This is a genomic window from Asanoa sp. NPDC050611, assembly GCF_040654855.1.
GTDB lineage: Bacteria > Actinomycetota > Actinomycetes > Mycobacteriales > Micromonosporaceae > Asanoa.
This window is the reverse complement of sequence record NZ_JBFAIU010000011.1, coordinates 37,270-57,430: the sequence shown is the minus strand read 5'-3', so window position 1 is coordinate 57,430 and position 20,161 is coordinate 37,270. Positions and strand designations below refer to the sequence as shown.

The window sequence follows — 20,161 nt, the reverse complement described above, 5'->3', positions numbered from 1 at the left end:
GCGCTCACCGTTTGGCGGCGCTCACCGTTTGGCGGCGCTCACCGTTTGGCGGCGCTCACCGTTTGGCGGCGCTCACCGTTTGGCGGCGCTCACCGGTCAGCGGTGCGTGACCGGCTAGCAGCCTCTGACCGGCTACCAGCCCCTGACCGCGGGTCAGCGGCCGAACGGGTCCGGGCGGCGTTCGAGCAGCGTGTGCAGGGTCTGCTGGATCGTCTCGCGGACCTGGTCGGCCAGGTTGAACACGACCAGCGGGTCGTCGGCCTGGTCCTGCAGGTGCGCCGTCGGGATCGGCGTCGAGAACTCGATCAGCCACTTGCTCGGCAGCGGCACCATGCCCAGCGGGCCGAGCCACGGGAACGTCGGGGTCACCGGGAAGTAGGGCAGCCCGAGCAGCCGGGCCAGCGGCTTGATGTCGGCCAGCATCGGGTAGATCTCCTCGGCGCCGACGATCGCGGCCGGGACGATCGGGGTGCCGGTGCGCAGGGCCGCCGAGACGAACCCACCGCGGCCGAAGCGCTGGAGCTTGTAGCGCTGCGCGTACTGCTTGCCGACGCCCTTGAAGCCCTCGGGGAACACACCGACGAGCTCGCCGGTGCGCAGCAGCCGCTCGGCGTCGGGGTTGCAGGCCACCGTGCCGCCCGACTTGCGCGCCAGCTCCGAGACGATCGGCATCCGGAACACCAGGTCGGCGCCGAGCAGCCGGAGGTGGCGGTGGTTGGGCGTGCGGTCGTTGAGCGCCGTGGCCAGCATCACCGCGTCGAGCGCGACGGTGCCGGAGTGGTTGCCGACCACGAGGGCGGAGCCCTGCGCCGGCAGGTTCTCCACGCCGAACACCTCGGTGCGGAACCAGTCGCGGTAGAGCAGCCGCAGGATCGGCAGGAAGACCTTGTCGGTCAGTTCGGGGTCAAAGCCGAACTCGTCGACCTCGTAGTCGCCGGCCAGCCGGCGGCGCAGGAACGCCAGGCCCTTGGCGACCCGCTGGTCCCAGACGTCGCCGGGCCGGTCGACCACCGCGGGCGGCAGCGGCGTGGGGTGATGCCCGTTGCTCCGGATGCCGTTCGTCGCGACCGGCGGGTCGACGGTGAACTCCACGGCCGGGATGATCGCCGGCCGGCCGTTGCCGTTGGTCTTCTGCGCCGGCGTCCGGCGCACCGACTTGCGCGTGCTCTTGCGCGGCGGCCGGTCGGGACGCCCTTGTTCGTCGGTCATGCCCGCTCCTCGCTCCGCGAGGACCTGTCGCTGGGCCGGCTGGTTCGCTCGCTCATGTGTTCTCCTGCACGGTGGCGCGGGCCTGCCGGATCCCGTCGAGGATCGCCCGCTCCGCGATGGCCAGCTGTTCCCGGCGGAGCACCGCCCCGCCGCGGTGGCCCGCGACGAAGTCGTCGAACGCGTCGGCGGTGCTGCGCGGGGTGTAGCCGAACTCCTCGACCAGCTTCGTGGTGTCGACCACGCGGCCGTGCACGAAGAGGTCGACCTGGTCCAGCCCGTAGCCGCTGCGGCCGAGGTTGCGGACCAGGTTGGAGGCGGCGGACAGGCCCGGTTCGAGGACCGGCACCGGTATGCGGCCGGCCCGGCGGATCGCCTGGGACAGCGAGAGCACGCCGGCGCCGGCGACGTTGAACGTGCCGGGGTGGTCGTCGACGACCGACCGGTGCACGATCTCCAGCGCGTCCTCGATGTGCAGGAACTGCAGGCGCGGGTCGCGGCCGAGCACGGTCGGCACCACCGGCCGGGCGAAGTAGCGGGTCAGCGTCGTGTCGGCGCTCGAGCCGATGAACGGCGCGAAGCGCAGCACGGTCGCGGTGACGTCGGTGCGGCGCCGCCGGAAGCCGCGCACGTAGCCCTCGATGTCGAGGATGTCCCGCGCGAACCCGCCGCGCGGCACCTCGCGGGGTTCGGTGTCCTCGGTGAACACCGCGGGGTCGCGGAACGACGCGCCGTAGGCGGCCGTGGACGAGCGCATCACCAGCTTGCGCAGCCGCGGCGCCTGCTGGCACGCGGCGAGCAGCTGCATCGTGCCGATGACGTTCTGCTCTTTCATCGCGGCCCGCCCGCCGTGCCGCTGGTCGGGCGCGGTGATCAGCGCGAGGTGGACCACCGCCTCGGCCTCGAGGTCGGTGATCACGGTGCTGGCTGAGGCGGCATCACCGCGCACCTGCTCGACGCCGTCGAGCAGGCGGGCGAACTCCGGCGGCGGCGTGTTCGGGTCGAGCCCGACCACGCGGCCGATCCGGTCGTCGGCGGCCAGCCGGGCCGCCACGTGGGCGCCCAGGAACCGGCTGACGCCGGTGACGACAACCGAGCCTGTTGGTCGCGACCTCACGTTGGCCTCCGGTCAATGCTCAGGAGGGTGCCGCGCGGACGCACCGGGCCGCTGGCGAGGTCAGACCCGGGCCGATGGGCCCGGGTCGGCTGAGCCTCAGGCCCGGGCCGGCGTCACTTGCCGAGACGACGGCGCTGGACGCGGGTCTTGCGCAGCAGCTTGCGGTGCTTCTTCTTGGCCATACGCTTGCGGCGCTTCTTGACCACCGAGCCCATACGACAGCCCTCTCCCAGTGAACGTGCGACATGCGTCGGACGACACGGGGAAGTGAAGGCCGACAGCGATCTGACATCGGACCCGACCCGGCCTGCGGGCGCATTGCACCACAGCGGGGTCAGAATCGCGATCCAGGGTACGCGTCGACCGTCACGGCGACCAAAGCGACCCCGGCCGCGGGGCCGAAACAACCCCGCGGCCGGCTCCCTGGCCGCTCTTATGCGGATTCTTGGAACGCGCCGCGTAGGTATTCGTTCACAGCGTGCTCCGGAACCCGGAACGATCGACCGACGCGCACCGCGGTGAGATCACCCGAATGCACCAAGCGGTAGACCGTCATCTTCGACACCCGCATCAATGTCGCCACTTCGGCGACCGTGAGGAACTTGACCTCCGACAGCCTGTCGGCTTGTGGTGATCCTGCCATGGCTCACCAACCAATCCATCCCCGGCGCGCGCCGTCAGTCGCGCGTGTAACTAGTACGGTAGCGGTGCCGCTGTTACCGGCGCGATGCCTTCGCCGGTTTGATCATGATCCGTCAAGCCAACTCACCGAGTTTTCCCGAGATTTACCCCTAAAGGGGACATTTCACGGCCTGAACCGGAGGGACGGCGGGGACACGAGGTGAAGCCGGGGTGGCCGACACCTTGCGCAGCGGGGCGGGCAGGCGGGACGCGGGCAGTCCAACGGGCCTGCAGGAACCACCGGGAGACCGGCCGGTCCCGGAGTCGATCACTCCGATCGCCGGAAGCGCGGTGCGCCGTCAGCCCGCGGCCGCGCGTACCGCGGCCACGCATTGGGCGTTGAGGACCGACCACGGCTCGCCGAACACCTCGCGGCTCGCTTCGTCGATCGGCATCCGCTCGTGGGTCAGCGCCTTCATGAACGCCAGCACGTCCGGCTCACCGAAGCGTTCCGCGAGTTGCCGCACGGCCAGATAACCGATGCCGTACGCCCCGGCGACCTCCCAGTCGGCCGCCCCGTCCGCGATCTTCAGGTCCTCCAACGGACCCGACCAGCCGCGCTCCTTGACGACCTTGCGCACTTCCTGGATGCCCTCGTAGGTCGCCGGCGCCGCGCCGCCCGAGGCCGCCAGTTCGGCGATCCCCTCGACCAGCCACCAGGCCGACGTCGGGAAGCCGTCGGACGGCATCGTCGAGGCGTGCGTCATCTCGTGCCGGAGCAGGTCGTCGAGGTTGTTGCGCTGCGGCGCGGCCGCGTTTATCACCACGTCGACCTGCCGGCCGCCGACGGGGAGCGCGTAGCCGGCGGTCCACGACGGGCGGCTGCCGCCGAACCACCGCTTCCACTCCGCGGTGCCCGCGTAGAAGACCTCGTAGTGCGCCGGGGGCGGCCCGCCCACCGCGTACCGGTCGGCCACCGCCGCGGCCCGCTCCGCCTCGGTCAGCACGGTCCGCAACTGCCCGCGCAGCGCCGGCGTCGTGGCCACGACGACCCGCTTGCCGGTCGCCACCACGAGCGGGGAGACCTCCCACGGGCGCGGGCCGTCGTACGTGGACATGGACGGCTCGACGCCGACCAGCTTGAGCCCGGCCACGGTGTCGGTCCAGACCGTGCCGTACGTGATGGTCATCGGCTTGCAGTCGGGCTCGACGAAGCAATGCTGCACCTCGACCAGCGTGCGCCACTTCTGCGTGCCGACCGACGACGGCAGCGAGTCGGCCGAGGGCGCCCACTTGGTGACCTTCATGGCACGCAGCGAGGTGAACTGGGCCCGCAACGTGGCCAGCGCCGGGCTCGCGGGGTCGGCCACCCCGAGGAAGCCGCCCTGGTCGCCGCTGAGCAGCGCGCGGCCCTGCGTGGTCAGCGCCGCGCCGATCCGGTCGCGCAGGTAGGTCGCGGTGACCCGCTCCGCGTCGCCCGCGACGGGGCTGCGGGCCGGCTCGGCCTTCGCGGCCGGGCTCGCCGGCCAGGCGGGCGAGTCGAGCCCGCGGAACACCACGACACCCACCCCGACCGGAGCGGCGCACAGCACGAGCGCGGCCACCAGACCGAGGGGAAGCCACAGTGACTTCCGCCGGCGTGGTGCCGGCGCACCTGTCTCCTCAGCCATCCGGGCGAGATTAAGGCCAACCACCCGATCGGGGGATCAGCCGTACGGGCGAGTTACTTGCGCGATTTGACGGCGCGCGCGAAGAACAGCAGGTTGGCCGGGCGCTCGGCCAGGCGGCGCATCATGTAGCCGTACCAGTCGTTGCCGTACGGCACGTAGACCCGCACCGTGTAGCCCTCGCCGGCCAGCCGCAACTGCTCGTCGGGGCGCACGCCGTGCAGGAGCTGGAACTCGAACGCGTCGGGCGAGCGGTCGAACCACCGGGCCCGGTCCTCGCCTATCGCGATCAGGCGCGGGTCGTGGGTGGCCAGCATCGGGTAGCCCTCGCCGGACATCAGGATGTTCATGCACCGCACGTACGACTTGTCGACGTCGGTCGCGGACTGGAACGCCACCGACTCGGGCTCCTTGTAGGCGCCCTTGCACAGCCGCACCCGGGAGCCCTGCGTGGCCAGCTCGCGGCAGTCGGCCTCGGTGCGGCGCAGGTAGGCCTGCAGCACGGCGCCCGTGGTCGGGTGGTCGAGCCGGAGCTTGGCGAGGATCTCCAACGTGGAGTCCGTGGTGGCGTGGTCCTCCATGTCGAGGGTCACCGTGGTGCCGGCGTTCGACGCGGCGACGCAGATCTGCCGCGCCAGGTCGTACGCGAGCTGCTCGTCGAACTTCTGGCCGAGCGCGGAGAGCTTGACGCTGACCTCGGCGGCGGGGGTGAGGCGGGCGCCGGCCAGGGCGGAGAGGACCGCTAGGTACTCGTCCTTGATGGCCGTCGCCTGATCGGGGGTGACGGTGTCCTCGCCGAGGTGGTCGAGGGTCACCGCGAGGCCGCTGCCGACCAGGTCCCGGGTCGTGTGCAGCGCGTCATCGGCGGTGGTTCCGGCAATGAACCGGTGTACGACGTCCCGGGTCAACGGGGCCGTCTCGACGAGCCGCTCGACCCGGGATGACCGGGAGGCGGCGAGGATGACCGAACGGAGCATGCCCGCAGCGTAACGCCCGTCCGTGCGACTCTCTCGGCGAGCTTGGCAGCCGCTCATGATCACTTAGCGGAGGGGCACGGTCGCGGAGTGACCCGACGGACGAGGCACCGGACTGCCGCGTCGTCTACGGTTGTCGGGTGAACTTCGATGCGTACGCGCGCACCGCCGTTGACCTGGTCAACGCCCCGATGGAGGGCCTAGACGACCTGCGGGCCGTTTTCAGCGGCGACAACGCCTGGATGTGCGACGCCGTCACCGAGCGTGATGTCACGACCTTCCGCCGCGCCCAGAAGCGGCTGCGCGAGGTCTTCCAGCTCGGCAGCGCCGGCCGCGACTCCGAGGCGGTCAACGAAATCAACTCACTGCTCAAGGACCATCCGGTCCAGCCGCGGATCTCGGGCCACGACGCCAGCGACTGGCACATGCACGTGACCAGCCGAGGCGCGACGGCCAGCGCCGAGTTCCTGGCCGCGGCGGTCTGGGGCCTGGCGGTGTGGCTGTGCACCCATGGCAGCGCCCGGTTCGGCGTCTGCGCCGACGACCGGTGCGGCAACGTCTACCTCGACACGTCGTCCAACAACTGCCGGCGGTTCTGCTCGGAACGCTGCGCCACCCGCTCGCACGTCGCGGCCCACCGGGCCCGCAAGCGGGCAACGCTCGCCGGCGTCTAGAACCGGGCCCCTACACCTTCGCCGGGGCCGGCAGGTGGGCGCGCGCGTAGTCCAGCGCCGCCTTCAGGTCGGCCTCGCGGATCGCGCGGCTCTTGGCACCCCGGGTGTTGACCTCCACGGCGATCGAGCCGCGGAAGCCGCGCCCGGCCAGTGACTCGAGCAGCTCGCCGCACGGCTGGTTGCCGCGGCCGGGCACGAGGTGCTCGTCGCGCCCTTCGCCGCTGCCGTCGCCGAGGTGCACGTGCTTGAGACCGTCGGCCATCGCGTCGGCCATCGCCAGCGCGTCCACCCGCGACGCCGCGCAGTGCGACAGGTCCAGGGTGTACGCGTCGAAGCCCGTGTCGGTCGGGTTCCAGCCCGGCTGGTACGGCACGAACTCGCGGCCCGCCATGCGTACCGGGAACATGTTCTCGATCGCGAAGGTCAGGTCGCTGTGCTTGTGCGCGATCCGGTCGAGCCCCGGCTGGAACGAACGGGCGTAGTCGCGCTGCCAGGTGAACGGCGGGTGCACGACGACGGTCGGCGCCTCCACCGCCTCGGCCAGTTCGGCCGCGCGGCGCAGCCGCTCCCACGGATCGGAGCTCCACACCCGCTGGGTGACCAACAGGCACGGCGCGTGCACGGAGAGCACCGGGACGCCGTAGTGTGCGGCCAGCCCGCGCAGGGCCCCGGCATCCTGGCTCACCGCGTCGGTCCAGACCATGACTTCGACGCCGTCGTAGCCCAGAGCGGCGGCCATCTCGAAGGCCGCGGCGGTCGGCTCAGGAAAGACCGATGAGCTTGACAGGAGTACGGGGGTGCGCGAGGTCACGACTGTCAGGGTAGCCCTAGGTGGCATGGACTACCCGGACGAGCCACCCCAAAATCGATCGTTTAGGCCGATTCGAGCTGATCGAGGCGCCGGAGGATCACGCCTTCGCGCAGTGCCCAGGGGCAGATGTCGACGGCGTCGATGTGCATGCGGCGCAGCACCGCCTCCGCCACGACCGCCCCGGCCAGCAGCTGGTGTGACCGGCTGGCGCTGACACCCTCCAGCTCGTACACCTGGCGCGGGGGGATCAGCCGGATGAAGCCGAGCACCTGCCGCAGCCCGTGCGCGTGCAGGGCGCGCGGCTCCCAGAGCCCCTGCCGGGACGGCGCCGCGCCGGCGAGCCGGGCCAGGGTGCGGAAGGTCTTCGACGTGGCGACCGCCCGGTCCCACTTGACGTCGGCCAGCTTCGCGCCGGCGTTGGCGAGCTGCTTCTCCACGTACGCCTGGAGGTCGTCGACGGTCTTGGGCGCCGGCGGGCTCGAGGTGTCGTGGTCGACGCCGAGCCGCTCGCGGCTGAGCCGGCCCGCGCCCAGCGGCAGCGACATCGCGAGGTCCGGCGTCTCGTCTATGCCGGCGGCGATCTCCAGCGAGCCGCCGCCGATGTCGAGCACCAGCAGCCGCCCGGCGGACCAGCCGAACCAGCGGCGCACGGCGAGGAAGGTCGCCCGGGCCTCGTCGGCGCCGGAGAGCACCTGGAGACGCACGCCGGTCTCCTTGCGCACCCGCTGGAGCACGTCCTGGGAGTTCGTCGCGTCCCGGACCGCGGAGGTCGCGAACGCCAGGAGGTCGTCGGCCCGCAGCCGGCGGGCGCTGGCCTGGGCGTCGTGCACGGCCTTGACCAGCGCGTCCGCGCCCTGCTTGGTGAGGGCGCCGTCGGGGCCGATCTGCTCGGCCAGCCGCAGGACCGCCTTCTCCGAGTGCGCCGGCCACGGGTGCGCGCCGTGGTGCGCGTCCACCAGCAACAGGTGCACGGTGTTGGAACCGACGTCGAGCACGCCCAGCCTCATGACCGCACCCTATGACGGCGCTGCGGATACCGTGCGGCACGCCGGTTCGAAGGTGATGCAGGCGTAGGCTTGTTCGGTGCCAGCACGCAACCAACTACGCGTTCTCGTCGACACCGCCGACGATCCCCGCAGCCGCGAGGTCGACCTCGACTTCCCGCGGGAGTGGGTGGAGTTCTTCGACCCCGAAGATCCCAAGCACCTCATCCGTGCCGATCTGACCTGGTTGCTCTCCCGCTGGACGTGCATCTTCGGCAAGGGCTGCCACGGCATCATCGAGGGCGGGTCGCAGGACGGCTGCTGCTCGCACGGCGCGTTCTTCACCGACTCCGACGACGAGGCCCGGGTCCGGGCGGCGGCCAAGAAGCTGACGCCGGAGACCTGGCAGCACCACGTGCGCGGGTTCAAGAACTACACGGCGATGGACACGGTCGACGGCAAGACCCCGGCGCGGCGCACCGCCACGCAGGGCGCCGACGGCCCGTGCGTGTTCCTCAACGACGCTGACTTCCCGGCGGGCGGCGGCTGCGCGCTGCACGCCCAGGCCCTGCGCGACGGGGTGCACCCGCTGGAATACAAGCCGGACGTGTGCTGGCAGCTGCCGGTGCGCCGCGACCAGGACTGGCACAAGCGCCCCGACGGCACCAAGATCCTGATCACGACGCTGACGGAGTTCGACCGCCGCGGCTGGGGCTCGGGCGGCCACGACCTGCACTGGTGGTGCACGTCGTCGCCGGAGGCCCACGTCGGCCGCGAGCCGATGTGGCAGTCCTACGAGCCGGAGCTGACGGCCCTGGTGGGCAAGGCGGCCTACGCGAAGCTGGCTGAGCTGTGCGCGGCCCGCGCCCGCCGCGGCATGGTCGCCCCACACCCGGCGGACCCGAAGCGCCGCCTCCCGATCGCCCGGGCGGGCAACCTCTCGGGCGGCCGCGAGCCCGCCGCCCCACCGAACACACCCAAGAAGCGGTAAGACCCGCAGATCGCGGTCGCAAGCTACCGGTCGCGCTTCGGGTTCGGTGGTGTCCGCGACCCATCGCGGACACGGCAGCGAAGCGGTGTCTGGCGGGAGCGACGGCAGCGCCAACCACGGGCCCGAGCCGGGTGCTCGTCGAATGTGATGTGGTCTACGGCTCGAACTTGTAGCCCAAGCCGCGGACCGTGACGATGAAGCGGGGCGTCGAGGGCTCCGGCTCCACCTTCGAGCGCAGCCGCTTGACGTGGACGTCGAGGGTCTTCGTGTCGCCCACGTAGTCGGCGCCCCAGACGCGGTCGATGAGCTGGCCCCGGGTCAGCACCCGGCCCGCGTTGCGGAGCAGCAGTTCCAGCAGCTCGAACTCCTTGAGCGGCAGCTGGACCGCCGAGCCGTCGACCGTCACCACGTGGCGCTCGACGTCCATCCGGACCGGGCCCGCCGACAGCGTCGGGACGTCTGGCTCCGTGGTCTCCGTGCCCTGGCGGCGCAGCACCGCCCGGATCCGGGCGACCAGCTCGCGCGGCGAGTAGGGCTTGGTCACGTAGTCGTCCGCGCCGATCTCCAGGCCGACCACCTTGTCGATCTCGCTGTCGCGGGCGGTGACCATGATGATCGGGACGCGCGAACGCTGGCGGAGCTGGCGGCAGACCTCCGTGCCGGACATCTCCGGCAGCATCAGGTCCAGCAGCACGATGTCGGCGCCGGTCCGGTCGAACTCGGTCAACGCCGAGGTGCCGGTCGGTGCGACCGAGACTTCGAAACCCTCCTTGCGCAGCATGTACGAGAGGGCATCGGAGAACGACTCTTCGTCCTCGACCACGAGCACGCGGGCCACGGACTTTCCTTCCTTACCGCTCGGATCAGCTCGACTGAGGCGATCCGGACACGATCTCAATAGAGGGGGGTAGCGGGAGGGCGGCGTCCGGCGGGCTCGCCGGAAGCCGGAGGGTGAACGTCGAACCCTCCCCCAGTGTGCTGACAACGTCTATGCGGCCACCATGGTTGGTGGCGATGTGTTTCACGATCGCGAGGCCCAGCCCGGTGCCGCCGGTGGCCCGGGAGCGCGCGCGATCTGCGCGGTAGAACCGCTCGAAGATCCGGTCGACCTCGTCGGGCGCGATCCCGATGCCCTGGTCGGCGACCGAGAGCAGGACTGTGTCGTCGTCGAGCGCGGTCGTGATCGTGATCCGGGTCTGTTCCTTCGAGTACGCGATCGCGTTCTCGACCAGGTTGGCCAGCGCGGTGGCCATCTGGCTGTCGCTGCCGTAGACGGTGAGGCCACGCTTGCCCTCGACCTCGACCTCGATCTCCCGGGCGGCGGCCGTCGTCCGGGTGCGGTCGATCACCTCGGCGACCACCCAGTCCAGGGAGACCGGCTCCGGGTCGGGCAGCGGGTCGGCGCCCTGCAGCCGGGTCAGCTCGAGCAGCTCGTTGACCAGCCGGCCGAGCCGGGTCGACTCGTGCTGGATGCGCTCGGCGAACCGGCGGGCGGCGGCCACGTCCTCCTCGGGACCGGCGCCGGGCTGCGGACCCACGTTGGTCGGGTCGGTCGCGTCGAGCAGCGCCTCGGCGAGCAGCTGCAACGCGCCGATCGGGGTCTTCAGCTCGTGGCTGACGTTGGCGACGAAGTCCCGGCGCACGCGGCTGACCCGGTGCGACTCGGTGACGTCGGCCGCCTCGACCGCGACGAAGTTGCCGCCGAGGCCGACCGCCCGCAGGGCGACGCCCAAGGGGTCGGAGGCGCTGCCGTCACCGCGCGGCAGGTCGAGCTCGACCTCCCGGCGGACACCGGAGCGACGGACCTGGCCGGCCAGGGTACGGATGATCGGGTGCGCGGCGATGCTGCCCGGAGTGCCGGCCGACCGGAGCAGGCCCATCGCCCGCGCCGCGGGGTTGACCAGCACCACGGTGTCGTCCCCGTCGAGCACCACGACGCCGACCCGGAGTGAGTCGAGGCTCTTCCGACCCAGTCCCGGTTGCGGATCGTGCATCGCCTGCCTTCCCTCGCCAGCAGCGCGGGTAGCGGCGACGGGCGCTGACCCCCGCCGCCTGAAGCGCGGGATCAGCGATCCGGCGGCGAAGCCCGCCAACAGACTGACGCACACGCCAGCCACGATCGCCCATTCCACGAGGCGATCGTAGGGTCATTGTTAACGAACAGGCTGGTCGGGCCGGGCAAACCGGGCGCGTATCGCACAATGTTCACCAGCAGGCTCAGCGTTGTTCACTGGCGTTCTGTCGCGTACACCTACGGTGAACCGGACATAAGTCGAAGCGTGTCCGGATATTACTCTCCGGTCACACGAATTCCACACCGACACACCGTTGCATCAGGAGCACCGAAATGGCCTTGCGCGAAGAGTTCCGCGCCGACCTACAGATCGTCAGCCAGTTGCTGGTGGACATGGCCGAAGCGGTCCGCACCGCGATGGGCGAGGCGACGAAGGGCCTGCTGCACGCCGACCGGGCCGCCGCGGAGGACGTGATCGCCCGCGACGCCGAGGTGGACTCCCTCTACCAGCAGGTCGAGGAGCGGGTCACGGACCTGATGGCCCGGCAGGCGCCCGTGGCCAGCGACCTGCGGGTCCTGATCACCGCCCTGCAGGTGGCCGCCGACCTGGAGCGGATGGGCGACCTGGCCGACCACGTGGCCAAGACGGCCCTGCGCCGCCACCCGTCCCCCGCGGTCCCCGCCGAGCTGCGGTCGGTGTTCACGGCCAAGGCCGAGGTCGCCGACAAGATGGCCGCCAAGATCGCTCAGGTCCTGTCGAAGCTCGACCCGGTCGGCGCCGCGGAGCTGGAGCGCGACGACGACGTGATGGACGACCTGCACGTCGACCTGTTCAAGGTGATGCTCAGCCCCGACTGGCCGTACGGCGCCGAGACCGCGATCGACGGCGCGCTGCTGGGCCGGTTCTACGAGCGGTTCGCCGACCACGCGGTGAACGCCGGCCACCACGTCGTCTACCTGGTGACCGGCGAACAGCCGCAGAGCTACTAACGCCCCTGGTTGGCCACGGCGGCGGCGGCTTCGGCTGCCGCCTCCGGGTCCAGGTAGGCGCCCCCGGCCGTGACCGGGCGCAGGTCGGCGTCGAGGTCGTACCGCAGCGGGATCCCGGTCGGGATGTTGAGCTTCGCGATCGCCGCGTCGGAGATGCCGTCGAGGTGCTTGACGACCGCGCGCAGCGAGTTGCCGTGCGCGGCGACCAGGACCGTGCGGCCGGCCAGCAGGTCCGGGACGATCGCGTCGTACCAGTACGGCAGCGTGCGCTCGAGCACGTCCTTGAGGCACTCGGTGGCCGGCATCAGCTCCGGCGGCAGCGCCGCGTAACGCGGGTCACCGGTCTGCGCCCACTCGTCGCCCGGGTCGATCGGCGGCGGCGGCACGTCGTAGGACCGGCGCCAGAGCATGAACTGCTCCTCGCCGTACTCCTCGAGCGTCTGCTTCTTGTTCTTGCCCTGCAGCGCGCCGTAGTGGCGCTCGTTGAGACGCCACGACCGCCGAACCGGGATCCACGACCGGCCGGCCTCGCCCAGCGAAAGCTCGCTGGTGCGGATCGCACGGCGCAGCACGCTGGTGTGCACCACGTCGGGCAGCAGGTCGTGCTCGCGCAGCAGCGCGCCGCCGCGCCGGGCCTCGGTCTCGCCCTTGTCGGTCAGGTCGACGTCGACCCAGCCCGTGAACAGGTTCTTCGCGTTCCACTCGCTCTCGCCGTGCCGGAGCAGCACCAACGTCCCCACAGTCATGCCGCCATCCTCGCGCAGCATCCTGCGCTGCCCGCAACCGCCCGGGGTGACGACCGCCATGTAGTAATCCGCGTGACTGGAGTGGGGCCCGCAATTTAGGTTGCGTAAGGCCGTCGCAGATTGACGGTCATTACCAAGGGGGGCCTTGTAGTGGTACGGAGCTGGCTGCGCGAAACAACGGGTGGGCTACCTCGGACCTTCTGGTACCTCTGGTGCGGCACCCTCGTCAACCGGCTCGGCGGCTTCGTACTGATCTTCCTGACCGTCTACCTGACCAAGGAACGCGGGTTCAGCGACGTCCAGGCCGGCCTGGTGGTCGGCCTGTGGAGCGCCGGCGGCGGGGTCGGCACGATGGTCGGCGGCGTCCTGGCCGACCGCTGGGGCCGGCGCCCGACGCTGCTGCTCGCACACACCGGCGGCGCGGCGATGATGGTGCTGCTCGGCTTCTCCCGCCCGTTCGTCATGATCGCCGTCGTCGCGTTCACGCTCGGCATGTTCGCCGAGGCCGCCCGGCCGGCGTTCGCGGCGATGATGGTCGACGTCGTGCCGGACCGCGACCGGGTCCGCGCGTTCTCGCTCAACTACTGGGCGATCAACCTGGGCTTCGCGTCCGCCGCGATCCTCGGTGGCTTCGCCGCCCACCTCGACTACCTGCTGCTCTTCCTGATCGACGCGGCCGCGACGCTGATCACCGCCGCGATCGTCTTCATCAAGATCAAAGAGACCCGGCCGACCGCCGGCCACCTCGCCGCCCACGCCGACCGCGGCGGCCTGCGTGCGGTGCTGCGCGACCGGGTCTTCCTGGTGTTCACGTTCGCCAACCTGCTCGCCGCGATGGTCTTCCTGCAGCACATCTCGATGCTGCCGATCGCGATGACCGACGACGGCCTGTCGTCCTCGACGTACGGCTGGGTAATCGCCCTCAACGGCGTGCTGATCGTGCTCGGCCAGCTGTTCATCCCGAAGCTGATCGCCGGCCACAGCCGGGCCCGGGTGCTGGCGGTCGGCACGATCGTGCAGGGCATCGGCTTCGGCCTGACCGCGGTGGCCGGCACTGCCTGGCTCTACGCGATGACCGTGCTGGTCTGGACGCTCGGCGAGATGGTCTACTCGCCGTCCTCGGCGGCCACCATCGCCGACCTGGCGCCGGCCTCGGTCCGCGGCCGCTACCAGGGCTTCTTCGCGCTCTCCTGGTCGATCGCGGGCTTCACCGCCCCCGTCGCCGGCGGTTTTGTACGTGACCTGCTGGGCAACAGTGCACTGTGGATCGGCTGCGCCTTGATCGGTTTCCTGGCCGCCGCGATCAACCTCGCCGCCGGTCCCACCCGCGAGCGGCGGGCGGCGGCGCTCGCGGCCGCCCGGGTGCCGGCGCCGCGCAGCGCGGTCGAGCCCGCACCGCCCGGCGTGATCAGCGACACGCTGGCGCCGACCTCGTCCGCTTCGTAGCGTCGCCGCAGTAAGGCTTCTTAACAGAAGGAGGCGGGCCGCGTGCGGGCCTGGTTGCGGAACACCGCGGGCGGCCTGCCCCGGACCTACTGGTTCCTCTGGTCCGGCATGCTGATCAACCGGGTCGGCGCGTTCGCCATGCTGATCATGTCGGTCTACCTGACCGACGAACGTGGCGCCTCGGCGAGCCTCGCGGGCCTGGTCGTCGGCGGGTACGGGATCGGCGGCGTCGCCGGCACATTGCTCGGCGGCGTGCTCGCCGACCACTGGGGCCGGCGGACGACCCTGTTCTGGGCGCACGCGGTGGCGGCCGCGCTGATGGCGGCGCTGGCCTTCGCGACCGATCTCGGCGTGATCGCCGTGCTCACCGTGCTGCTCGGCATCGTCCACTCGATGCCGATGCCGGCGTTCGTCGCGGCCATCGTCGACGTGGTCCCGGCAGAGCGCCGCTCGCGCGCGTTCAACCTGCAGTTCTGGTCGTTCAACCTCGGCATGGCCGCCGCCGGGCTGCTCGCCGGCGTGCTCGCCCAGGTGAGCTACCTGGTGCTGCCGCGCTGGTTGAGCGTCTCCCGGTTGGCGCGCAGCTGGGGGATCGACATGGACAGCGTGGTCAGCTCGGCGAGCTTGAGCTCGCCCGCGGTGGGCGCGATCTTCTGCGGGTCGAGCTGGAGCTGGATCCACCGGTCGATGCCGAGCCGGCGGATGTCGCTGATCACCTTCGGCGTCGGGCCGAACGTGGCGCGCCGGGCCAGGTGCAGCACCGGGTCCTTGGCGAGGGCGGTCTTGACGGTCACCTTGGTGTTGGCCGCGGCCTCGCTCGGCGTCCCGTACACCCGGCCCGTCGCGGGGTTGTTGCGGCGCAGCTCGTTGCCGGCCCGGGAGCCCATGTAGGACTCGTTCTGCTCGGTGTACGTGCGTACCGTGCTCGGCTGCTGCTGTGCCGGCGAGTTGGAGATGGCGTTGTTGAGCTCCTCGGCCGTGGCGTCCACGTCGCCGCCGCCGAGCAGGCTGTCGATCAGGTCGCGGCCCCGGTCGGTGAAGCTGAGCGCGGCACCGCCGCCGGCCACCGCGAGCGCGCCGCCGAGCGCCAGCAGGGCCCGCCGCCGGCCCTTGTCGGGACCGGGCTCGTCGGCGTCGTCCTGGTCGTAGATCTCGGGCAGTCCGGCGACCGAGTCCATGCCGATGCCGCCGTCGGGACCCACCCAGCGCGGGCCACGGGACCCTTGGGGTTGCACATAGGTCACGGGCCGCTCGCGGTACCGGTCCGTGGTGGGATGCGGCCGGCTGTCCCAGCGGCCGTCGTCGCCCGGCCGAGGTGGCGGCACGTTCCGGTTGGCCATGTACGGATCCCGGTTCTCGCGAGTGCGCCGCGGCCGTCCGCGACGAGGGGTCGTCACGGAAGCTAAGGCCACCCAGCTGCCCTGCTCAAGGGCGGTTTTCCCGGGCCGCGGAGCACCACTTAAGACAGGGCGGGTCGATCACCGATCGCGGTCGCGGCAACAGCGAAGGCAGCACGCTGCGTCGATGTCTCGCGGCCGTGACCAGCACCTGCCGGGCGTGACCACGGTCCTAAGCAACCGGCACAGGAAAACTTAAGCGCCGGCTAAGCGCAACGAATGCTCATCGGCAAGCATCTTTGCCGCTCCCAGATGGTGGACGTCACCTTGACGCAGGCGCTCGGCGTATCCCACGCTTCCTATCAATCAAGTAGGAAAACAATGGATTGGACGGGCGATGAGACGTCTCACCCTGCGCAGGCTCGGCAACTTGGCCGCCGTCGCGATCGTGGCTGCCGCGACGCTCGGGACCGCCGCCGCGTGCGGCGATGACGACGCATCCGGCGGCAGTGGCACCGCGAGCGATCCGGTCACGCTGCGCCTCGGCTACTTCCCGAACATCACGCACGCGCCGGCGATCGTCGGTGTGGAGAAGGGCATCTTCGCCGACAAGCTCGGCACGGGCGTCAAGCTGGAGACCAAGACCTTCAACGCCGGCCCCGAGGCGATCGAGGCGGTCTTCTCCGGTGCGCTGGACGCCACGTACATCGGCCCGAACCCGACCGTGAACGCGCACTCGAAGTCGAAGGGCGAGGCGGTCCGGGTGGTCTCCGGCGCCGCGTCCGGCGGCGTGGCGCTCGTGGTCAAGCCCGAGATCACCTCGGCCGAGCAGCTGCGGGGCAAGAAGATCGCGACGCCGCAGCTCGGCAACACCCAGGACGTGGCGGTGCGCTACTGGCTCAAGGAGAAGGGCCTGACCACCACCAAGGAGGGCGGTGGCGACGTCGCGATCGTCCCGCAGGCCAACTCGCAGACGCTGGAGACGTTCCGCAGCGGCGCGATCGACGGCGCCTGGGTGCCGGAGCCCTTCGTCTCCCAGCTCGTCAACGCGGGCGGCAAGGTGCTGGTCGACGAGCGCGACCTGTGGCCGGACGGCAAGTTCGTGATCACCAACTTGATCGTCAGCACGAAGTTCCTCAAGGCGCACCCGGACGTGGTGCAGAAGCTGGTGGACGGCCAGGTGGCGGCCAACGACTTCGTCAACAAGTCCCCCGACGAGGCACAGCAGGCCATCTCCGAGCACGTCGGGAAGCTCACCGGCAAGCCACTCGACCTCAAGCTGATCAAGCAGGCCTGGCCGACGCTGCAGTTCCTCGACGACCCGATCGCGTCCTCGCTGAAGACCGGCCTCGACCACGCGGTCGCGGTGGGCCTCACCGAGCCGGTCGACCTCGCCGGGCTCTACGACCTGAGCTTCCTCAACAAGTCCCTCAAGTCGGCCGGTCAGGCCGAGGTCCCGTTGCCGTGACCACGGTGACGACGACCCCCGGGAGCGCGACCGCCGCGGTCGCGCTCTCGGGCGTGACCAAGGTGTACGGGCGGGGCGCGGACGCTGTCGTGGCGCTCGACCGGGTCTCCCTCGACGTGGCGCCGGGCGAGTTCAGCTGCCTCGTCGGCGCGTCGGGGTGCGGCAAGAGCACACTGCTCAACCTGGTCGCCGGGCTCGACAGCGTCAGCGGCGGCGGTATCCAGGTGGCCGGCGACGCCCGGCCGGGCCTGATGTTCCAGGAGCCCGCGCTGTTCCCGTGGCTGACCGTGGGCGCCAACGTCGAGGTGCCGCTCAAGCTGCGCGGGCTGCCGTCCGCCGCGCGCAAGGCCCGGGTCGCCGAGCTGCTCGACACCGTGCACCTGGGCGAGTTCGCCCGGCGCCGGCCGCACGAGCTGTCCGGCGGCATGCGGCAGCGCGTGGCGCTGGCCCGTACGCTCGCGCTCGACACCCCGGTGCTCCTGATGGACGAGCCGTTCGGCGCGCTGGACGCGATGACCCGCGACATCCTGCACGACGAGCTCGAGCGGTTGTGGACCGGCCGCAACGCCGCCGGGGCGCCGCTGACGGTGCTGTTCGTGACCCACAACGTCCGCGAGGCCGCCCGGCTCGCCGACCGCATCGTGCTGCTGTCGAGCCGGCCCGGCCGGGTGATCTACGAGACCCGGGTGGACGTGCCGCGCCCGCGCCGGATCGACTCCCCCGAGGTGGCCGCCGTGGCCGCCGACGTCACCGATCGGCTCCGTGCGGAGGTGGGCCGCCATGGCCACTGACACGATCTCCGGTCTCGACGCGCTCGAGATCGCCAGCCAGCAGAAGGTGCCCGGCCGCGCGGCCCGGATCTGGGCGGCGACCTGGCCCAAGCTGACCGCGCTCGGGCTCGCGCTCGCCGTGTGGCAGGTGGTGGTCTGGAGCGGCTGGAAGCCGGAGTACGCGCTGCCGGCGCCGAACACCGTCGCGACGGACCTGTGGAACTACGCCAGCAGCGGCGCGCTCTGGGACGGCCTGCTGATCACCGGGCGGCGCGCGGCCATCGGCTTCGGCGCGGCGGTCGCGGTCGGGCTGGTGCTCGGCCTCGCGGTCGCGCGGGTCAGGGTGCTCCGGGCCGCGCTCGGCGCGATGATCACCGCGTTGCAGACCATGCCGTCGATCGCCTGGTTCCCGCTGGCGATCCTGCTCTTCCAGCTCAGCGAGCAGGCGATCTTCTTCGTCGTGGTGCTCGGCGCCGCGCCGTCGATCGCCAACGGCGTCATACACGGCGTCGACTACGTGCCGCCCCTGCTGGTGCGGGCCGGGCGCAACGTGGGCGCGCAAGGGCTGCAGCTGTATCGCTACGTGATCGCACCCGCGGCGCTGCCGGCGATCGTGGCCGGGCTCAAGCAGGGCTGGGCGTTCGCGTGGCGCAGCCTGATGGCCGGGGAGCTGCTCGTCGTCATCGCGAAGACGACGTCGATCGGCGTGCAGCTCACCTACGCCCGGGAGCTGTCCGACGCGCCGCGGGTGATCAGCGTGATGATCGTGATCCTGGTCCTCGGCCTCCTGGTCGACCTGCTGTTCACCAAGGCCGACCAGGCGATCCGCCGCCGCTGGGGTCTGCTGGACCACGCCTGATGCAGATCTCCGCCCGCACCGACTACGCGCTGCGCGCCATGCTCGCCGTGGCCGAGGCGCCTGGTCGGGTGACCGCCGCGGCGCTGGCCCGCGCGCAGCAGATGCCGCCCGCGTTCCTCCAGAGCATCCTGGTCGACCTGCGCCGGGCCGGGCTGCTGCACGGCCAGCGCGGCGGCGAGGGCGGGTACACGCTGACCCGCCCGGCCGCCGACATCACGGTGGGCGACGTGGTCCGGGCGGTGAACGGCGCGCTGACCACGGTGCGCGGGTTGCCGACGCAGTCGGCGGCGTACCCGCCGACCGCGGCCGGGCTGCGTGAGGTGTGGCTCGCCGTGCACGACCGGATCGCCGACATCGTCGACCGCACCTCGCTCGCCGACCTGCTCAGGCCGCCACCGTCGCGCGGACCAGCCGGGGCAGCAGGTACTCACCCACCCGGTAGGCCTCCTCGAGGTGCGGCCAGCCCGACAGGATGAATTCGTCGATGCCCAGGTCGGCGTACTCCCGGATGCGTTCCTCGACCTCGGCGTAGCTGCCCACCAGCGCGGTGCCGGCGCCCTCGCGGACCAGGCCGACACCGGCCCAGAGGTTCGGCGCGATCGTGAGCTGCGCCGAGTGTCCGTCGTGGAGCGCCGCCATCCGCTGCTGGCCGACTGAGTCCATCCGGGCGAAGCGGGCCTGCGCGGCGGCGATCTGCTCCGGACGCATCCGCGCCAGCAGGCGGTCGGCCTCGGCCCAGGCCTCCTCGGCGGTCTCCCGGGCGATCACGTGCAGCCGGATGCCCAGCCGGAGGGTGCGTCCCTCCCCCGCGGCCGCCGCACGGATCCGGGCGACGCGGTCGGCGATCGCGGCGGGCGGCTCGCCCCACATGAGGTAGACGTCGGCGTGCGTGGCGGCCACCCGTTCGGCGGCCGGCGACGCGCCGCCGAAGTAGATCTCGGGCTGGTCGGCGAGCGGCCGCTGCAGCCCGCCGCCCTCGACCCGGAAGTGGTCGCCGACGAAGTCGAACGGCGCTCCGGCCCAGGACCGGCGCAGCACCTGGAGGTACTCGGCGGTGCGGGCGTAGCGGTCGTCGTGGTCGAGGAAGTCGCCGTACGCGCGCTGCTCGGCGGGGTCGCCGCCGGTCACGGCGTTGAGCAGCAGCCGGCCGCCGGTCAGCTCCTGCAGCGCCTGCGTCTGCTGCGCGAACACGGTCGGCAGCGTGAAACCGGGCCGGAAGGCGACGAGCAGCTTGATCCGCGCGGTGTGCTGCGCGACGGCGGTGCACACGACCAGCGGGTCGGGGCAGCCCGCACCGACCGGGGTCAGCAGCGCGCCGAACCCGCTCTCCTCGGCCGCCCGGGCGACCTGGCTCAGGTAGCTGACGGTCGCCGGCCGGTCCGGCCCGCGCCCCGGATCGGCGCCGGTCGTGGTCGTCGCGGGACGCACCTGGTGGCCGTCGCCGGTGGTGGGGAGAAACCAATGGAAGCGCATGGAAGCTATCCTAT

21 protein-coding genes and 1 pseudogene are annotated in these 20,161 nt (G+C 71.5%); 9 read left to right on the top strand and 13 right to left on the bottom strand.

The genetic code is table 11. The annotated features are described in order from the left end of the window. Positions 1–153 precede the first annotated feature (153 nt). From AB0H87_RS03585 to AB0H87_RS03560, 6 genes are all read right to left on the bottom strand, one after another. The gene (locus tag AB0H87_RS03585; protein WP_360138940.1) at positions 154–1,209 is read right to left on the bottom strand and encodes a lysophospholipid acyltransferase family protein; all 1,056 of its coding nucleotides are present in this window, start codon (positions 1,207–1,209) and stop codon (positions 154–156) included. A gap of 52 nt (positions 1,210–1,261) precedes the next feature. Beyond that, entirely contained in the window at positions 1,262–2,323 is a 1,062-nt protein-coding gene (locus AB0H87_RS03580) for an NAD-dependent epimerase/dehydratase family protein (RefSeq protein WP_360138937.1), read from the bottom strand. Between the two features lie 113 nt (positions 2,324–2,436). After that, positions 2,437–2,538 (bottom strand): AURKAIP1/COX24 domain-containing protein, encoded by a 102-nt coding sequence (locus tag AB0H87_RS03575; RefSeq protein ID WP_007465623.1) that lies wholly within the window; start codon positions 2,536–2,538, stop codon positions 2,437–2,439. Between the two features lie 218 nt (positions 2,539–2,756). After that, positions 2,757–2,966 carry a helix-turn-helix domain-containing protein gene (locus tag AB0H87_RS03570; RefSeq protein WP_089253551.1) on the bottom strand — a complete coding sequence of 70 codons (210 nt, stop codon included), beginning with the start codon at positions 2,964–2,966 and terminating at the stop codon, positions 2,757–2,759. 337 nt (positions 2,967–3,303) lie between these two features. Continuing rightward, the gene (locus tag AB0H87_RS03565; RefSeq protein ID WP_360138932.1) at positions 3,304–4,614 is read right to left on the bottom strand and encodes a hypothetical protein; all 1,311 of its coding nucleotides are present in this window, start codon (positions 4,612–4,614) and stop codon (positions 3,304–3,306) included. Positions 4,615–4,667: 53 nt separating this feature from the next. Then, entirely contained in the window at positions 4,668–5,588 is a 921-nt protein-coding gene (locus tag AB0H87_RS03560; protein ID WP_360138929.1) for a proline dehydrogenase family protein, read from the bottom strand. A gap of 137 nt (positions 5,589–5,725) precedes the next feature. Between AB0H87_RS03560 and AB0H87_RS03555 the strand changes: the two genes are divergently transcribed. Continuing rightward, entirely contained in the window at positions 5,726–6,259 is a 534-nt protein-coding gene (locus AB0H87_RS03555) for a CGNR zinc finger domain-containing protein (protein ID WP_360138926.1), read from the top strand. 10 nt (positions 6,260–6,269) lie between these two features. Here the strand turns inward: AB0H87_RS03555 and AB0H87_RS03550 are convergent, their stop codons facing one another. Together AB0H87_RS03550 and AB0H87_RS03545 are read right to left on the bottom strand one after the other, a co-directional pair. Beyond that, positions 6,270–7,070 (bottom strand): sugar phosphate isomerase/epimerase, encoded by an 801-nt coding sequence (locus tag AB0H87_RS03550; RefSeq protein WP_360138923.1) that lies wholly within the window; start codon positions 7,068–7,070, stop codon positions 6,270–6,272. A gap of 62 nt (positions 7,071–7,132) precedes the next feature. Further along, entirely contained in the window at positions 7,133–8,077 is a 945-nt protein-coding gene (locus tag AB0H87_RS03545; protein ID WP_360138920.1) for a Ppx/GppA phosphatase family protein, read from the bottom strand. Between the two features lie 76 nt (positions 8,078–8,153). Here AB0H87_RS03545 and AB0H87_RS03540 point away from each other — a divergent pair, with 76 nt between their 5' ends. Next, a complete protein-coding gene (locus AB0H87_RS03540) occupies positions 8,154–9,044 on the top strand; it encodes a hypothetical protein (RefSeq protein WP_360138917.1) in 891 nt (296 codons plus the stop codon). Between the two features lie 154 nt (positions 9,045–9,198). On the opposite strand, the gene AB0H87_RS03535 is transcribed toward AB0H87_RS03540, so the two are convergent. Continuing rightward, entirely contained in the window at positions 9,199–9,882 is a 684-nt protein-coding gene (locus tag AB0H87_RS03535; RefSeq protein ID WP_203703372.1) for a response regulator transcription factor, read from the bottom strand. Between the two features lie 25 nt (positions 9,883–9,907). Continuing rightward, entirely contained in the window at positions 9,908–11,176 is a 1,269-nt protein-coding gene (locus tag AB0H87_RS03530) for an ATP-binding protein (RefSeq protein WP_360138913.1), read from the bottom strand. 221 nt (positions 11,177–11,397) lie between these two features. On the opposite strand from AB0H87_RS03530, the gene phoU reads away from it, so the two are divergent. Then, complete coding sequence (phoU, locus tag AB0H87_RS03525; RefSeq protein ID WP_360138949.1) at positions 11,398–12,048, top strand: phosphate signaling complex protein PhoU; 651 nt, start codon at positions 11,398–11,400, stop codon at positions 12,046–12,048. Here phoU and AB0H87_RS03520 read toward each other — a convergent pair. After that, the gene (locus AB0H87_RS03520; protein ID WP_360138910.1) at positions 12,045–12,794 is read right to left on the bottom strand and encodes a phosphoglyceromutase; all 750 of its coding nucleotides are present in this window, start codon (positions 12,792–12,794) and stop codon (positions 12,045–12,047) included. The genes phoU and AB0H87_RS03520 overlap by 4 nt on opposite strands. Positions 12,795–12,944: 150 nt before the next feature. On the opposite strand from AB0H87_RS03520, the gene AB0H87_RS03515 reads away from it, so the two are divergent. After that, on the top strand, positions 12,945–14,240 hold the full coding sequence (locus AB0H87_RS03515; RefSeq protein ID WP_360138907.1) for an MFS transporter: 1,296 nt from the start codon (positions 12,945–12,947) through the stop codon (positions 14,238–14,240). A gap of 108 nt (positions 14,241–14,348) precedes the next feature. Further along, positions 14,349–14,714 (top strand): annotated as a pseudogene (locus AB0H87_RS03510) (MFS transporter); the annotation flags it as partial. 62 nt (positions 14,715–14,776) lie between these two features. Here the strand turns inward: AB0H87_RS03510 and AB0H87_RS03505 are convergent. After that, a complete protein-coding gene (locus tag AB0H87_RS03505; protein ID WP_360138904.1) occupies positions 14,777–15,580 on the bottom strand; it encodes a DUF1800 family protein in 804 nt (267 codons plus the stop codon). Positions 15,581–15,974: 394 nt separating this feature from the next. Here AB0H87_RS03505 and AB0H87_RS03500 point away from each other — a divergent pair, with 394 nt between their 5' ends. The 4 genes from AB0H87_RS03500 to AB0H87_RS03485 are packed head-to-tail and all read left to right on the top strand — an operon-like array spanning position 15,975 to position 19,150. After that, the gene (locus tag AB0H87_RS03500; protein WP_360138901.1) at positions 15,975–17,045 is read left to right on the top strand and encodes an ABC transporter substrate-binding protein; all 1,071 of its coding nucleotides are present in this window, start codon (positions 15,975–15,977) and stop codon (positions 17,043–17,045) included. Then, on the top strand, positions 17,042–17,836 hold the full coding sequence (locus tag AB0H87_RS03495) for an ABC transporter ATP-binding protein (RefSeq protein WP_360138898.1): 795 nt from the start codon (positions 17,042–17,044) through the stop codon (positions 17,834–17,836). The genes AB0H87_RS03500 and AB0H87_RS03495 overlap by 4 nt, the downstream gene beginning before the upstream one ends. Beyond that, positions 17,826–18,674, top strand: a complete 849-nt coding sequence (locus AB0H87_RS03490; protein ID WP_360138895.1) for an ABC transporter permease — start codon at positions 17,826–17,828, stop codon at positions 18,672–18,674. Before AB0H87_RS03495 ends, AB0H87_RS03490 begins: the two co-directional genes overlap by 11 nt. After that, entirely contained in the window at positions 18,674–19,150 is a 477-nt protein-coding gene (locus AB0H87_RS03485) for an Rrf2 family transcriptional regulator (RefSeq protein ID WP_360138892.1), read from the top strand. Before AB0H87_RS03490 ends, AB0H87_RS03485 begins: the two co-directional genes overlap by 1 nt. On the opposite strand, the gene AB0H87_RS03480 is transcribed toward AB0H87_RS03485, so the two are convergent. Beyond that, positions 19,059–20,147 carry an LLM class flavin-dependent oxidoreductase gene (locus tag AB0H87_RS03480; protein WP_360138888.1) on the bottom strand — a complete coding sequence of 363 codons (1,089 nt, stop codon included), beginning with the start codon at positions 20,145–20,147 and terminating at the stop codon, positions 19,059–19,061. The two genes, AB0H87_RS03485 and AB0H87_RS03480, sit on opposite strands and share 92 nt — an antisense overlap. Positions 20,148–20,161 lie beyond the last annotated feature (14 nt).